The sequence below is a fragment of the Nonomuraea fuscirosea genome (assembly GCF_035917475.1).
GTDB classification, from domain to species: Bacteria; Actinomycetota; Actinomycetes; order Streptosporangiales; family Streptosporangiaceae; genus Nonomuraea; species Nonomuraea fuscirosea.
This window is the reverse complement of record NZ_CP109074.1, coordinates 10,452,905-10,466,949: the sequence shown is the minus strand read 5'-3', so window position 1 is coordinate 10,466,949 and position 14,045 is coordinate 10,452,905. Positions and strand designations below refer to the sequence as shown.

The following is a 14,045-nucleotide window of genomic DNA, read 5'->3' as shown; positions in this document are numbered from 1 at the left end:
GAGCCGGGCCGGCCTGTCAGCGGGTACGGCCGGCCCGTCGCCGGTTGCGGCGGAAGATGCCGAACTCGGCCGCGAGCCCCAGCACGGCTCATTCAAGTCCGGAGTGGGCGTCCTGATGAGAAAGCGGCGAAGTCCGTACGTCAGTGCCGCCCTGCCCACGCGGCCAGCCGGCTCAGGAAGGTCGTGGCCGTGGGCAGGTGCTCGTCCTCGGCGACCAGTACGGCCGCGTGGAAGGCGTGCGGCATCCCCTCGTACACGTCGAGGTCCACCGGTGTGCCCGCCGCCGACGCCGCCTCGGCGAAGCGGTGCACGTCCTTGAGCAGGATCTCGTCGCCCCCGACCGACAACAGGAGCGGCGCGAGCCCGCGCAGGTCGCCGTAGAGGGGCGACTGCGGCGCCTCGTCGGGGCGGGCGCCCGCCAGGTACTGGGTGGTGATCGGCTCCATGTTGGACGGGTCGATCGAGTCGCGCCCGCCGCCCTCGCCCGGCGCGGGGAACGAGGCCGCGAGGTCGGTGATCGGGGAGACGGGGACGGCTCCGCCGGGCATGGGGTCCCCGGCGGCGGCGACCAGCAGCAGGGCCGACAGGACCAGCGTGGCGCCGGCCGACTCGCCGACCAGCAGGATCCGGCCGGCCGGCACTCCTTGGGCGAGCAGGGCACGGTACGCGGCCAGCACGTCCTCGATCGCGGCCGGGTACGGATGCGCGGGCGCCAGGCGGTAGTCCACGGCGTAGACCGGCCGGCCGGTGGCCTCGGACAGGCGGTGGGCCATGATCCGCTCCATCGGCGGGTTGCTCATGGAGAAGCCGCCGCCGTGCACGTACAGAGTGACGCCGTCCTCCAGGGTGCGGCCGCCGGCCGTGACCCAGGCGCCGGGCACTCCGCCGGTCTCCGGCAGCACGGGGTCGAGGCTCGCGTCGCCGTCGAGCGACGGCGGGTCGGTGAACAGCCGGCCCATCTGGGCACGGACGCCATCCGCTTCGTGTTGATTTGCAGGGATGTGGGTGAGGTTCAGGTTCGGGTTCATGAGGAGGTCCTTTTCGATCGCCCGAGGCAAGCAAGGCACGCGGGTACACGGGCACGCAGGTACACGGGCATGGGCACGCTGAGATGAACCGCGAAGACGCGGTGGAACAGCTGGACACCGCCAAGCGCGGGTAGAACAGCCGGACACCGTCGAAACGCGGCGAAGAAGCCGGAGACCGTGAAATGCGCGGTCAGAGCCGGAAACGGTGCGTCGTCATCGCCCGGACGGCGAGCACCGACCTGATCGGTGAGCCGACAAGGGGCAGGTCATCCAGGGATGACGCGCGGGCGCTGAGCGCCTAGGCGCGACCTGTGACGTGTGAGTCCACGATGATCATCCCCTTGGTACCGGTGCCGCCCACCCGCCGACGTCCTCCCGATCGGCGTCACACGACACGCCCGGCCATTGAAGCCGCGCCCGCCCCCCGGTGTCAACCGCGCGCTCGACGACGTACCAGGAAGATCGCTACGCTGTCCGCCATGCGGGACGGTGTCTATCGCTACAACGAAGAGCGCTGGCAGGCCCTGGTCGAGGCGGACGCCCTGTTCACCAGGCCCATGCTCGACCTGGACCAGGACAGCGCCCGCGGCTACCTCGGCCTCGAACGGCTCGGCCTGCCCGGTGACGTGGCGGGCCGCAGGGTGCTCTGCCTGGCCAGCGGCGGCGGCCAGCAGTCCGCGGCGTTCGCCCTGCTCGGCGCGGACGTGACCGTCTTCGACATCTCCTCGGGGCAGTTGGAGCGCGACCGCCAGGCGGCCGACCACTACGGCGTCGGCATCCGCACGGTCCAGGGGGACATGCGGGATCTGTCGGCCCTCCGCGGCTCCTCGTTCGACCTGGTCTGGCATCCGTACTCACTGACCTTCGTCCCCGACGCGCGGGTCGTGTTCCGCGAGGTGGCCGGCGTCGTCGCGGCGGGCGGCCACTACTACCTGATGTGCGCCAACCCGTTCTACTCCGGGCTCACCCACCACGCCTGGAACGGCGCCGGCTACACACTCGACCAGCCCTACGAGGACGGCGCCGAGACGAGCTACCCCGACCAGGACTGGGTCTACGAGCGCGAGCCGGGCGGCCGGGCCGTCCAGCGGCCCCGCGAATACCGGCAGACGCTGAGCCGCATCGTCAACAGCCTGGTCGCCGAGGGCTTCACGCTGCGTTTCCTGGCCGAGGTCGATGACGGCGACGCCGAGGCGGAGCCGGGGACCTGGCACCATTTCATGGCGGTGGCTCCGCCGTGGCTGGAGTTCGTCTGGCGGCGTTGAGCACTACTCCTCCTCGGTGAACACGACCTCGCGCCGCCGCCGGATCGCGGGCAGCACGGCGACGACGAGCGCCGCCACGGTCAGGGCCAGGAGCACCGCGGAGATCGGCCGGGTCAGGAAGACCGACGCGTCGCCGCGGGAGATGATCAGCGCCCGGCGCAGGTTCTCCTCCAGCAGCGGCCCGAGGACGAAGCCGAGCAGCAGCGGCGCCGGCTCGCAGCCGCACTTGATCAGGACGTACCCGAGGAGCCCGAAGAAGACGATCGCGTAGACGTCGTAGGCGTTGAAGCCCAGCGAGTACGTGCCGATCGACGCGAACAGGATGATCATCGGGAACAGCACCTGGTACGGAATGTGCAGCATGCGCACCCAGATGCCGATCAGCGGCAGGTTCAGCAGCACGAGCAGCACGTTCCCGATCCACATCGACGCGATCAGCCCCCAGAACAGCGCGGGCTCGTCGGTGATGACGTTCGGTCCCGGGGTGATGCCGTGCACGATGAACGCGCCGACCATCAGCGCCATCACCGGATGGGCGGGCAGGCCCAGGGTGAGCAGCGGGATGAACGAGGTCTGCGCGGCGGCGTTGTTCGCCGACTCGGGGCCGGCCACGCCTTCGATCGCGCCGCTGCCGAACTCCTCCCGCCGCTTCGAGATCCGCTTCTCGACCGCGTACGAGGTGAACGAGGCCAGCACGTGGCCGCCGCCAGGCAGGACGCCGAGCGCGGCGCCGAGACCGGTGCCGCGCAGGATGGGGCCGACGATCCTGCGCCGGTCCTCGCGGGTCGGCCAGAGGTTCTTCACCCTGCCGATGACGGCCGCGCGGGTCTGCTCGTTCTCCAGGTTGCGCAGGATCTCGGCCAGCCCGAACATGCCGACGGCGACGGAGACGAAGTCGATGCCGCCGTACAGTTCGCGCTGGTCGAACACGAAGCGCGGGGTGCCGGTGTAGATGTCCTGGCCGACGGTGCCGAGCAGGACGCCGAGCGCGATCATGGCCAGCGCCTTGAGCGCCGTGCCGCGGGCCAGCGCGATCGACACGATCAGGCCGAGCAGCACCAGCGCGAAGTACTCGGCCGGGCCGAACTGCAGCGCGACGCGGGCCAGCGGCGGCGCGGCGACGGCGAGCGCGACGGTGGCGATCGTGCCCGCGATGAAGGACCCGACCGCGGCGGCGGCCAGCGCCGCGCCGGCCCGGCCCTGTCTGGCCATCTCGTGCCCGTCGAGCGCGGTGACCGCTGCCGACGACTCGCCGGGCAGGTTGATCAGGATGGCGGTCGTCGAGCCGCCGTACTGGGCGCCGTAGTAGATGCCGGCCAGCATGATCAGCGCGGTGACCGGCTCGAAGCTGAACGTGATCGGCAGCAGCATCGCCACCGTCGCCGTCGGACCGATGCCGGGCAGCACGCCGACCGCCGTGCCGAGCAGCACTCCCACGAAGCAGTAGAGGACGTTCTGGACCAGGAGGGCGGTGGAGAAGCCCAGGGCGAGGTTGTCGAGGAGTTCCATGCCTCAATCCGGAAGCCGCGTCAGAATCCCAGCCACGGGCCCACGAGCGGGATCCGCAGCTGGAGTCCGACGACGAAGATGAGCGTGCTGGCCGCGGTCAGCCCGGCCGCCACGGCCACGGCCATGAGCGGCCGTACGCGCGTGCTGGCCAGCGTGGTGAGCAGGGCCGTCACCGCCGAGGTCGGCACGAACCCGAGGCCGCGTACGGTGAAGCCGAAGAACAGGACCGCGACCGTGATGACGGCGACCGCCCGCCACGGGACCGGCCCGAACGCGATCACCTCGCCGGCGACGAGGCCCTTGACCACGATGGCCAGGCCCAGCCCGGCCACGATCAGGCCGACGAGCAGCGGGAAGGCTCCGGGGCCCATCCGCAGCGGGGTGCCCAGCTCGTAGCCGAGCGCCCCCGCCACGAACGCGCCACCGATCAGGATGAAGATCCCCCCGGCGAGGACGTCGGGAAGAGAGCGGCGGCGCTCCACTCAGGAGGCCTTCACGCCGGCGTCGGCGATGACCTTCGCCCAGGTGCCGAGCTGCTCCTGGAGCTTGGTCAGGTGCGCCTGCGGCGTCGCGTCCGCGGCCGGGACCGGGGCGGTGCCGAGCTTGGCCATCTGGTCGATGACCTTCTGGTCGGCCAGGGCCGCCTGCAGCGCCTCGGACAGCTTCTGCACGACCTCCTTCGGCGTGCCCTTCGGCGCGTAGAGGCCGTGCCAGACGCTGACCTTGAGGTCGGGCAGCCCGCCCTCGGTGGTGGTGGGCAGGTCGGGCAGGCTCTTCACCCGCTCAGGCGTGGTGACCGCGTACGCCTTCACCTCGCCCGCCGTGATCTGGCCGCTGGTGTTGGTGGTCTGGTCGCACATGAAGTCGACCTGGCCGCCGACGAGGTCGGTCAGCGCGGGGCCGGTGCCCTCGTACGGGACCTCCTGCAGTTTGACGCCGGTGGCGCTCTGGAAGAGCAGGCCGCACAGGTGGGAGGCGGCGCCGATGCCGGCGTTGGCCAGGGTGACCTTGCCGGAGTTGGCCTTCACGTAGGTGACCAGCTCCTGCAGGGTCTTGGGCTCGAAGTCCTTGCGGGCCACGATCGTCATCGGCACCTCGGTGACCAGGCCGATCGTCTCGAAGCTCTCGACCGGCTGGTAGCCGAGGTTCTGGTAGAGCGCGGGCGCCGTCGACATGCCGATGTGGTGCATGAGCACGGTGTAGCCGTCGGCCTCCGCCCGCGAGACCTCGCCGGCGCCGACCGTGCCGCCGGCGCCCTCGACGTTCTGCACGACGATCTTGCCGCCGAGCTTGGCCGCCATGGGTGTGGCGATCAGGCGGGTGACGGTGTCGGTGGGGCCGCCCGCGCTGAACGGCACGACGATCGTGATGTTCTGCTCCGGGTAGCCGGCGCCGGCCGCGGCCGTCGTGCCCCCGCCCGCGCCGCCGTTGCCGGAGCAGGCCGCGACGAGCGTGACCACACCGATCGCGGTGATCATCCGCGTGGCGGTCCTGTACGTGCGGAACGTCTTCATGTCGCGTCTCCTCGTCGCACATGCGCATATTTCGATGAGTGCGCCGACTCAGTCTCGAATGGCGGGAGCGCGGATGGTGTCAGAGGAATCCCAAGGAATGCGCCTGATGTCAGAGAAATCCCAAGAACTCGGGGGGTGACGCTGGTAGGGACGCCGGTCGTACAATCCGGTATGCGGATCACCATCATCGAGGATGACGACCGCGTGGCGCGGGGCCTGGTCACGGTCCTGGCTCAGGCGGGTTTCGAGGTGCATCGCCTGGCCACCGCGGCCGAGGCGGTCCGCGCCGCACCGTCCGACGTGGTCCTCGTCGACCTGGGCCTGCCCGACGGCGACGGGCTGGACGTGATCCGCAAGCTCCGCGACCGCCCCGAGACCGCCGTCATCGCCGTGACCGCCCGCTCCGAGGAGCACGAACGGGTCCGCGGCCTGCGCGCCGGCGCCGACGACTACATCGTCAAGCCGTTCGGCATCCCCGAGCTGCTGGCCAGGATCGACGCCGTGCTGCGGCGCACCAGGGTGGCCCGCGCCCTGAGCCACCCCGACGAGCCGCTCGTCCTCGGCCCGATGCGGATCGGCGTCGGCACCCGCGAGGTCACCGTCGAGGACACGCCCGTGACGCTGACCCGCAAGGAGTTCGAGCTGCTCCTGCTGCTGGCCCGCCGGGCGCCCAACGTGGTGAGCCGCGACGTCATCCTCGACCAGATCTGGGGCGCGACCTGGGAGTCCTCCAGCCGTACCCTCGACACCCACATCGCCGCGTTACGCCACAAACTCGGGCCCGCCGTCATCATCCGCACGATCCACGGGGTCGGATATCGGCTCCTGGCCGACCATCCGGAGCTGATCGGCTGACCTCCCGTGCATCGTCGCCTGCTGGTCGTCCTCGTGCCCCTCGCGGTGCTGCTCGTCGCCGCGCTCGGGGTGCCGCTCAGCGTCAGCGTGGCCGAGCGGGAGATCCAGGAGACGTACGTCGACCGGCTCAACGACGTCGGCAGGTTCGCCTCGCTGGCCGAGACCGCGCTGTCCACCGGCAGGACCGAGGCGCTGCACCGGGAGCTGGCCCGCTACCACGAGCTCTACGGCATCCCGGTCGCGGTCATCGACACCTCGGGCACGGTGCTGATCGGCCCTGTGGGCGCGTACCAGAAGGCGGCCAGGAACGAGCCCGCGCTGCCGCGCATCGTGACCGCGGCGCTGGCCGGGACGAGACCGGAGCCGTCCGGCGACTGGGCGCCATGGGACGACTCCGCGCTCGTGGTCGCCGAGCCGGTGGGCCGCGACAGCGAGGTCGTCGGCGCCGTCGTGACCATCTCCGACCTGTCGAAGACCCGGCAGGGCATCCTCGTGCGGTGGGCCCAGCTCGCCGCGCTCGGCCTGCTCCCCCTGGTCGCGCTGACGGCCGTGGCCTGGCCGGTGTCGGCGTGGGTGCTGCGGCCGGTGCGCGAGCTGGACGCGGCGAGCTCGCGCATCTCCCAGGGCGACCTCACCACCCGGGCCGACGCCGAGGCGGGCCCGGTCGAGCTGCGGCGGCTGGCGGAGTCGTTCAACACCATGATGGACGCGGTCGAGAACGCCGTGCAGCGGCAGCGGGCGTTCGTCTCGGACGCCTCGCACCAGCTGCGCAACCCGCTGACCAGCCTCCGGCTGGCCGTCGAGAGCCTGGAGCCGCACCTGCGGGAGAACGGCGAAGGGCGTCAGGTGTACGACGTCGCCGTGGACGAGCTCAAGGCGATGCAGCGGATGCTGAACTCACTGCAGGCCAGCGCCCGGATGGAGAGCATCAGAACGGCGTCGCCCGTCGACCTGGACGCGGTACTGGCGACCCGGGTGGAGCGGTGGCGGGCGCTGACGGCGACGGCCGGGCAGACCTTGACCGTCGAGGTGCCGGCCGGGCTGCGGCTGCTGGAGCCGCCCGGCGGGCTGGGCAGCATCCTGGACGAGCTGATCAGCAACGCGTTGCGATTGTCGGACGCCCGGCTGGTTGAGGTCAGTGCCCGCGTCGCCGTCCCCGACGGGGCGGGCGCCGGTGGAGCCGTCGAGATCGCCGTCCGTGACGACGGGCAGGGGATCGACGTGTCGGAACGGGCTCAGGCGCTGCGGCGGTTCTGGCGGTCGCCGCGGCATCAGAACGTGCCGGGGACCGGGCTGGGGCTGGCGATCTGCGCCGATCTGGTCGGGGCGGCGGGGGGTGAGCTACGGCTGGAGGACGGCCTGCCGCGGGCGGGCGGGGAGGGGCACGGCTTCGCCGCGGTGGTCGCGTTGCCGGTCGTGAGTCAGACGAGCTGATCGCGCTCATGGGCTGGACGTGGTCGCGCTCGCCGATCGTGCCTTGAAGGCGAGCCGACCTCAGCGTTCGCGTACGACGCGGTGTTCAGCGTTTGCGTTCGGCGATGACGTTCAGCGTTTGCGTTCTTTGAACCAGGCGGCCGCGCCAGGATGCAGCGGAGCCGAGGCGGTGGCGATCCCCGTGCGCACGTTGATCTGCCACGCCTCGGGAACGGCCTCGGCCGCGTCGCGGCTGGCCGAGGTGATGGTGCGGGTGTGCGTGAAGACCGTGTCGGTGATGGCGTACACCAGGTCGGCGGGCAGATCATCGCGGGCGAGCAGCACGTTCGGCACCGCCACGGTCCGGGTCGCGGGGACGCCGGTGTAGGCGGTCGCCGGGATCATGGCGGGCGCGTACGGGCCGGGGAACGCCGTGAACAGCCCGTCCGCCTGCTCGTCCATCGGGATCAGCCGGATCGCGTGCCGCTGCGCCAACTCGGTGATGGCCGGCGTCGGGACGCCGGTCAGGGAGAACATCGCGTCGATCGTGCCGTCGCGCAGCGCCGCCGCCGACTCGGCCTGACTGAGGTAGCGGCCGTCCGTCTCCACCCGGCCGAGCCGCAGCAGCCGCAGCGAGGTGAACTCCGTGCCCGAGTCGCGGGCGCCGAGGGAGATGCGTTTGCCGTGCAGGTCACGGAACTTCCTGATCCGCGAACCGGCCATGACGACCAGGTGCAGGTGGCTGTCGTACAGGCGGCAGATCGCCGAGAGCCCGCCCGGCGTGCTGCCGTCGGCCGTGATCAGGGCGTCGAGGCTGGTCAGGCCCAGGTGCACCGCCCCCGCCCGTAACAGCTGGATGTTGTCGGTGGACGCCCCGCTCGGCACGGTGACCACCGTGGCGCCGGGCACCTGCTCGGAGATGTGCTCGGCCAGCGCCCCGCCGATCCGCCGGTACACCGCGCCCGCCGGTCCGGTGGCCAGCCGTAGATGGGTGCGGCCGGCGTCGGAGCGCCGGGCGGAGCAGCCCGCGAGCACGCCCCCGGCGGCCAGCAGCACCGCCCGCCGGCTGAGCCGTAACCCTCCGCCGACCTTGCGGACGAGCGTCTTCGCGCTCGCTCCGCTCGCCTGAGGGACGGGCACCCTCGCGCTCACTTCGTGAACCCGCCGGTCCTGCTCCACCGCAACACGGACGATCCGCGCTTGAAGGTGATCTGATCGCCACCGTCGCCCGCCGAGATCCGCTCCCAGCCGTCGAAGCTCCGCGTCAGGTGGTGCGCCCATGTGCGCAGGTTGCCCACACCCACGGCAGCGATGGACTCCATCGGCGGCTCTCCGTCCGAGCAGTAATGGCCGAAGTCCGCGATGGCCGCGACGGTCTTTCCGAAAACCCGGAGCTCGATGCCCTGACACGCCTCGGTCTTCGTGCCGTAGATGAGGCGCGGTCGCGTCCAGGTACCGGTCGGGCCGCTGGAGTGCTGCTCGAACAGCCCCTTGCCGCGCCGATAGTGCATGGCCACCCGCCGCCCGTCGGCCAGCTCGGCCATGGCGTTGTACGGATCCCCTTCGCCGTTCCAGCGGATGTCACTCTTGCGCAGCCCCACAGTGGCAGGCGGCGCGGAGGTGGCCGGCGCGGGGGTGGCCGGCGCGGGCGTCGCCCGTACGCTCACAGGCTCTTGACCTCCACACGCCGCCACCAGCAGGAACACCTCGGCGAGCACCAGCGGACCGATCTTGTTCATCTCTGACCATCACCGCTCTGTTCACGGGCCGGACTCGTAGGGGCGGCGGCGTCGAGCGCCGGGGCGAGCGGCGACAAGGCCGCCCGCATCAGGTCGGGCAGCGAGCCGGACAACACCATCAGCCCGCCCGCCGACGCGCCCGCCGCCGACAGCCAGGACTGGAGCGCGAGCTTGGCCGCCGTACCGACGCAGGCGGCCAGCACCTCGGCCGCGAGCCGGTCCATGCCGCCCGTACGCTCGACCAGCGCCTCCGCGAGCGGCCCGGCCAGCGAGCCCGCGGTCTCGGCGTAGGTCTCGCGCAGGGCCGGGCTGGCCGTGATCATCAGCAGCACGTCACGCGCCTCGTCGCCCGGATCCGTGAACTGCTCGACGACGGCGTCGATCACGGCGTCGGACAGGCGGACGCCCGCCGGACGGGCGGTCACGGCCGCGGCGATGCGTGACTCCCTGTCCGCGGTGACCGCCGCGACGATCGCCTGCTCGCGGCTGGAGAAGTAGTTGTTGTACGTCCTCGGGGACACCCCCGCTGCCTCGGCGATGTCGTCGACGCGGACGTTCTCCGGCCCCTGCTCCAGCGCGAGCCGCAGGGCGGCGACCCGGAGCGCCTCCCTCGTGGCCTGTTTCTTCCGCTCCCGCAGGCCCGGACGGCGTGTACTCACCCCACCACCCTTCCAGGATCGCCTGCCTCCGCGCAATATGCGCACACGCAATTTTGCGCGCACGCACGTTTTGACGGTACGGTCGAGCCCTCGTCTCCTACGAAAGGACCTGATCCCCCATGCGAGCCAAGGGCATCGCCTACGACACCGGCTTCATCAGCGCTCCCGGTCAGCCCAGCTCCCGCGAGCCCTTCGACCCCGAGACGGTCCTGCGAGAGCTGACCATCATCCGCGACGACCTGCACTGCGACGCGGTCCACATCGTCGGCGGCGACCCCGACCGGCTGGAGATCGCCGCACGCCACGCCGCCCGGCTCGGGCTGGAGGTCTGGTTCTCGCCGTACCCGCTGGAGCTGACGCCCGCCGAGATCCGCACGCTGTTCGCCGACTGCGCGGAGCGGGCCGAGCGACTCAGGGCAGAAGGGGCGGAGGTCGTGTTCGTGGCCGGCGTCGAGCTGAGCATCATGAACCGGGGGTTCATCGACGGCGACACCATCGCCGAGCGGCTCGGCCACCTGCTGGCCGACCCGGAGCGCAGGCCGGAACGGCTCGCCGCCGTCAGCACCCGGCTCAACGCCTTCTTCCGCGAGGTCGTGCCTTCCGTACGTGACCGCTTCCAGGGGAAGGTGACGTACGCCGCCATCCAGTTCGAGCAGGTCGACTGGGACCTGTTCGACTTCGTCACGCTCGAACTCATCCGCTCCGCCGAGGTCGCCGACCGGTTCCGCAGCGGCGTACGCGACATCGTCACCGCGCAGCACAAGCCCGTCGCGATCACCGGCTTCGCCTGCGCGACCTGGCGCGGGGCCCCCGACGTCGCCCCGCGCAGCATGGAGATCGCCCGCCACGACGAGGCCACCGGCGTCACCCGCATCGACGGCGTGTACGAGCGCGACGAGGCCGGGCAGGCCGCATACCTGGTCGAACTGCTCGACATCTTCGACGGCGAGGGGGTCGACAGCGCCTTCCTCTACCTCTTCGCCCTCTACAACTACCCGCACCGCCCCGACGGCGACCCCCGCGACGACCTCGACCTGGCCAGCATCGGGATCGTCAAGGTCCTCGAACCGGGCCGCACCGGCGCCACCTATCCCGGCATGCCCTGGGAGCCCAAGGAGGCGTTCGCCGCGGTCGCCGCCTATTACGCCGGCACCCGAACGGACGAACCCGCACCGTCCTCTTAGTCAGAGTCAGCGGCCGTGGCCGCACCATCGGTGACCCCGGTCAGGCTCGCCGGACGACCGAGCTGTTGCAGGAGCGGAACGTCACGCCAGGAGGTGCCGTGAGCGCTCGGCCGACTCCAGCATGTCGAGGCAGACCCTTTCCAGGAACACCCCGCCCTTGGCCAGCCGCCGCCCCACGGCGCTGTCGGGGCCGAACGTCTCCTTCGCCGCCAGCGCGGCCCGCACCGTCTCCAGGGTCTGCCGGGCGCCGATCACCACCGACCGGTACCAGGCCTCGTCGTCGACCACGTAGATGTCGCGGCGCCGCCGCGGGTCGCGCTCGCGCCGGACGTACCCCTGCTCGACCAGGTAGTTGACGGCCACCGAGACGGACGCGGGGCTGACCTTGAGCCTGCTGGTCAGCTCGGCCGCGGTGCGCCTGCCGTCCTCGGCCAGCAGCAGGTCGAGGTGGACGCGCGCGGTCAGTTTCGGCAGCCCCGTCCTGATCGCCAGGTCCAGGATCTCCGCCTCCATCGCGCTGCCCGGCGATCCGTCCCCGCGCGGAGGCGCCGGCGTGCCCCGCCGGGCTCGCCGGACCGTCGCCTGGTGTGCCTGCTGGGGCCGGTAGCCGCCGGGGCCGCCGTTGCGTGCGACCTCCCGGCTGACCGTCGACGTCGGCCGGTCGAGCCGCCGGGCGATCTCGGCGTAGGAGAGCCCGCCGGTCAGGCCGGCCGCGATGTGCTGGCGTTCGCGCTGGGTCAACCGTCCTCCTGGCATGCCGCCAGTATTGCCTTCGTCAGCAGTCATTGCAACGCTACATTGCGTTCGCGCACAGCGTCATTGCACCGATTTATCGGCTTTTAGCTGGGCAAACAACCTTAGGTCGATTGACGTTGTTGCGAATGCAACGTAGCTTTCATGCTGAGCCGAACACGTACTATCGCGAAAGCAGGACCAGGCATGAGCGAAACCGTCCACACCGCGCCGGCGCTGCCGACCGCGCGGCCGCCCGGCTGCCCCTTCGACCCGCCCAAGGAGCTGCTCCAGGCCCGCGAGCACGGCCCGATCAGCCGTTACCTCTTCCCCGGCGGACACGAGGGCTGGCTGGTCACCGGCTACGACCTGGTCCGATCGGTGCTGGCCGACCCCAGGTTCAGCTCGCGCAAGGAGCTGATGCGCCACCACCCACTGATCGACTACGGCGACATCGAGGTCCCCCCGGCGCCGCCCGGCGAGTTCCTGCTGATGGACGAGCCCCAGCACAGCCGCTACCGCAAGCCGCTGGTGGGCAAGTTCACCGTACGGCGGATGCGGCTGCTCACCGAGCGCGTGGAGCAGATCACCGCCGCGCACCTGGACGCGATGGAGCAGGCCGGGCCGCCGGCGGACCTGGTCACCGCGTTCGCCAAGCCCATCCCCGCGGTCGTCATCTGCGAGCTGCTCGGAGTTCCGTACGAGGACAGAGGCTCCTTCCAGGAGAACATCGACATGTTCCTCGGCGGAGAGGCGACCGACGAGGAGCTGTACGCGGCCTACCTCGCCACTCAGCAGTACCTCGCCGAGCTGGTCGCCGCCAAGCGCGCCAACCCCACCGACGATGTGCTCAGCGACCTGCTCGACAGCGACCTCACCGACGAGGAGCTGCGCGGGATGGCGCTGATCCTGCTGTCGGCCGGATTCGACACCACCGCGAACATGCTGGCCCTGGGCACCTTCGCGCTGCTGCGCAACCCGGAGCAGCTGGCCGCGCTGCGCGCCGATCCCGCGCTCACCGAACCGGCGGTGGAGGAGCTGCTGCGCTATCTGAGCGTGGCCAAGACGTTCACCAGGGTGACGCTGGAGGACGTCGAGCTGGGCGGGCAGAGCGTCAAGGCCGGTACGACGCTCATCCTGTCGTACAACACCGCCAACCGTGACCCCGAGCGCTTCGCCGACCCGCACGTGCTCGACCTCGGCCGGCGGGACGGCGGCCACCTGGCCTTCGGCCACGGCATCCACCAGTGCCTGGGCCAGCAGCTGGCCCGCGTCGAGCTGCGGGTCGCCTTCCCCGCGCTGCTCAACCGCTTCCCCAGCCTGCGGCTGGCCGTACCCGCGGAAGAGGTCGCCGTACGCCCGGAGACCGCCGACATCTACGGGCTCAAGAGCCTCCCCGTCACCTGGGACGCCTGATCTCGCGGCCTTTCACCCGGCCTGCTGCCTGCGGACGATCTCGTTGATCCAAGTCGGCGCGAACGGAGACGTGCACCCCGGGGACGTCGGATAGTCCTTGAGCACCTCCAGGCGCTCGCCGATGTCGAGGGCACGGGCGCGGTGCTGGGCGTGGTCGATGCCGATCTGGGCCAGACAGTGGTTCATCGCCCACTGCAGGCGATCCGGGGCGTCCCGCATCTCCGCCTCGATGACGTCGAGCAGCGCGGGCAGGTCGAGGCCCTCGGGCTTCTTGGCCACCCGCTCGGTGGTCAGCGCCCAGCCGGCACTCGCCACCACCGGATCGGGATCGGCGAACCAGGCCACCCGCAGCTCCTCGGCGTGCGGGCTCTTCTTCACCACGTAGTTGACCAGCCAGTCGTGCACCTTGGGCGCGCGCGTCTCACGGATCATGGCGTCCAGCTCGGCCCGCGAGAACGCCTTCGGGCGGCAGATGAGCAGCGCCAGCAGCCTGGCCGCGGTGTCGTCCGTCTCCCAGAGGCGGCAGGCGAGCTCGTGCTGCGTCTTCAGGCGCTTGGCGACGGCGCGGAGCTTGCCGAGGTTGACGCCGTGATCGTCGCCGTGCCGCTCGTTCACCTCACGCGCCTGAGCGTCTTCGAGCCCGGCCAGCTCGGCCATGACCTCGGCCACCGTCGTCTGGGGCGCCGTCTTGGCCACCGTCGTCTGAGCCACGTCAGCCTCCTGTCCGTTCC

Annotated in this window: 14 protein-coding genes; 5 read left to right on the top strand and 9 right to left on the bottom strand. The window is 71.2% G+C overall.

Annotated features, from left to right (window positions below; translation table 11 throughout):
* Positions 1–140: 140 nt before the first annotated feature.
* Positions 141–1,028 carry an alpha/beta fold hydrolase gene (locus tag OIE67_RS48115; protein WP_326633224.1) on the bottom strand — a complete coding sequence of 296 codons (888 nt, stop codon included), beginning with the start codon at positions 1,026–1,028 and terminating at the stop codon, positions 141–143.
* A gap of 479 nt (positions 1,029–1,507) precedes the next feature.
* On the opposite strand from OIE67_RS48115, the gene OIE67_RS48110 reads away from it, so the two are divergent.
* Positions 1,508–2,293, top strand: a complete 786-nt coding sequence (locus OIE67_RS48110) for a class I SAM-dependent methyltransferase (protein ID WP_326633222.1) — start codon at positions 1,508–1,510, stop codon at positions 2,291–2,293.
* Between the two features lie 3 nt (positions 2,294–2,296).
* On the opposite strand, the gene OIE67_RS48105 is transcribed toward OIE67_RS48110, so the two are convergent.
* From OIE67_RS48105 to OIE67_RS48095, 3 genes are read right to left on the bottom strand one after another with little or no spacing between them, the layout of a single operon-like run.
* Positions 2,297–3,802: a tripartite tricarboxylate transporter permease gene (locus OIE67_RS48105; protein WP_326633220.1), complete on the bottom strand. Its 1,506-nt coding sequence runs from the start codon at positions 3,800–3,802 to the stop codon at positions 2,297–2,299.
* A gap of 20 nt (positions 3,803–3,822) precedes the next feature.
* The gene (locus OIE67_RS48100) at positions 3,823–4,284 is read right to left on the bottom strand and encodes a tripartite tricarboxylate transporter TctB family protein (protein ID WP_106247342.1); all 462 of its coding nucleotides are present in this window, start codon (positions 4,282–4,284) and stop codon (positions 3,823–3,825) included.
* Positions 4,285–5,316, bottom strand: a complete 1,032-nt coding sequence (locus tag OIE67_RS48095) for a tripartite tricarboxylate transporter substrate-binding protein (RefSeq protein WP_326633217.1) — start codon at positions 5,314–5,316, stop codon at positions 4,285–4,287.
* A 171-nt stretch (positions 5,317–5,487) separates the two neighbouring features.
* Between OIE67_RS48095 and OIE67_RS48090 the strand changes: the two genes are divergently transcribed.
* Entirely contained in the window at positions 5,488–6,171 is a 684-nt protein-coding gene (locus tag OIE67_RS48090) for a response regulator transcription factor (RefSeq protein WP_106247341.1), read from the top strand.
* A gap of 6 nt (positions 6,172–6,177) precedes the next feature.
* A complete protein-coding gene (locus OIE67_RS48085) occupies positions 6,178–7,605 on the top strand; it encodes a sensor histidine kinase (protein ID WP_326633214.1) in 1,428 nt (475 codons plus the stop codon).
* Between the two features lie 111 nt (positions 7,606–7,716).
* Here OIE67_RS48085 and OIE67_RS48080 read toward each other — a convergent pair whose 3' ends face one another.
* From OIE67_RS48080 to OIE67_RS48070, 3 genes are read right to left on the bottom strand one after another with little or no spacing between them, the layout of a single operon-like run.
* Positions 7,717–8,724, bottom strand: a complete 1,008-nt coding sequence (locus OIE67_RS48080) for a TAXI family TRAP transporter solute-binding subunit (RefSeq protein ID WP_326633212.1) — start codon at positions 8,722–8,724, stop codon at positions 7,717–7,719.
* 8 nt (positions 8,725–8,732) lie between these two features.
* Positions 8,733–9,323: a hypothetical protein gene (locus tag OIE67_RS48075; protein WP_326633210.1), complete on the bottom strand. Its 591-nt coding sequence runs from the start codon at positions 9,321–9,323 to the stop codon at positions 8,733–8,735.
* Positions 9,320–9,982: a TetR/AcrR family transcriptional regulator gene (locus OIE67_RS48070; RefSeq protein ID WP_326633208.1), complete on the bottom strand. Its 663-nt coding sequence runs from the start codon at positions 9,980–9,982 to the stop codon at positions 9,320–9,322. Before OIE67_RS48070 ends, OIE67_RS48075 begins: the two co-directional genes overlap by 4 nt.
* A gap of 119 nt (positions 9,983–10,101) precedes the next feature.
* Here OIE67_RS48070 and OIE67_RS48065 point away from each other — a divergent pair, with 119 nt between their 5' ends.
* The gene (locus OIE67_RS48065; RefSeq protein ID WP_326633206.1) at positions 10,102–11,166 is read left to right on the top strand and encodes a hypothetical protein; all 1,065 of its coding nucleotides are present in this window, start codon (positions 10,102–10,104) and stop codon (positions 11,164–11,166) included.
* A gap of 81 nt (positions 11,167–11,247) precedes the next feature.
* Here the strand turns inward: OIE67_RS48065 and OIE67_RS48060 are convergent, their stop codons facing one another.
* Complete coding sequence (locus tag OIE67_RS48060) at positions 11,248–11,907, bottom strand: MarR family transcriptional regulator (protein WP_326633204.1); 660 nt, start codon at positions 11,905–11,907, stop codon at positions 11,248–11,250.
* 198 nt (positions 11,908–12,105) lie between these two features.
* Between OIE67_RS48060 and OIE67_RS48055 the strand changes: the two genes are divergently transcribed.
* On the top strand, positions 12,106–13,314 hold the full coding sequence (locus tag OIE67_RS48055; RefSeq protein ID WP_326633202.1) for a cytochrome P450: 1,209 nt from the start codon (positions 12,106–12,108) through the stop codon (positions 13,312–13,314).
* Positions 13,315–13,326: 12 nt separating this feature from the next.
* On the opposite strand, the gene OIE67_RS48050 is transcribed toward OIE67_RS48055, so the two are convergent.
* Complete coding sequence (locus OIE67_RS48050) at positions 13,327–13,971, bottom strand: DNA alkylation repair protein (protein ID WP_326645714.1); 645 nt, start codon at positions 13,969–13,971, stop codon at positions 13,327–13,329.
* Between the last annotated feature and the right edge of the window lie 74 nt (positions 13,972–14,045).

What these genes read in the sequence shown, in the direction of transcription:
- OIE67_RS48115 (WP_326633224.1), bottom strand. Translation starts at nt 1,028, where the DNA reads ATGAACCCGAACCTGAACCTCACCCACATCCCTGCAAATCAACACGAA.
- OIE67_RS48110 (WP_326633222.1), top strand. Translation starts at nt 1,508, where the DNA reads ATGCGGGACGGTGTCTATCGCTACAACGAAGAGCGCTGGCAGGCCCTG.
- OIE67_RS48105 (WP_326633220.1), bottom strand. Translation starts at nt 3,802, where the DNA reads ATGGAACTCCTCGACAACCTCGCCCTGGGCTTCTCCACCGCCCTCCTG.
- OIE67_RS48095 (WP_326633217.1), bottom strand. Translation starts at nt 5,316, where the DNA reads ATGAAGACGTTCCGCACGTACAGGACCGCCACGCGGATGATCACCGCG.
- OIE67_RS48090 (WP_106247341.1), top strand. Translation starts at nt 5,488, where the DNA reads ATGCGGATCACCATCATCGAGGATGACGACCGCGTGGCGCGGGGCCTG.
- OIE67_RS48075 (WP_326633210.1), bottom strand. Translation starts at nt 9,323, where the DNA reads ATGAACAAGATCGGTCCGCTGGTGCTCGCCGAGGTGTTCCTGCTGGTG.
- OIE67_RS48065 (WP_326633206.1), top strand. Translation starts at nt 10,102, where the DNA reads ATGCGAGCCAAGGGCATCGCCTACGACACCGGCTTCATCAGCGCTCCC.
- OIE67_RS48055 (WP_326633202.1), top strand. Translation starts at nt 12,106, where the DNA reads ATGAGCGAAACCGTCCACACCGCGCCGGCGCTGCCGACCGCGCGGCCG.
- OIE67_RS48050 (WP_326645714.1), bottom strand. Translation starts at nt 13,971, where the DNA reads ATGGCCGAGCTGGCCGGGCTCGAAGACGCTCAGGCGCGTGAGGTGAAC.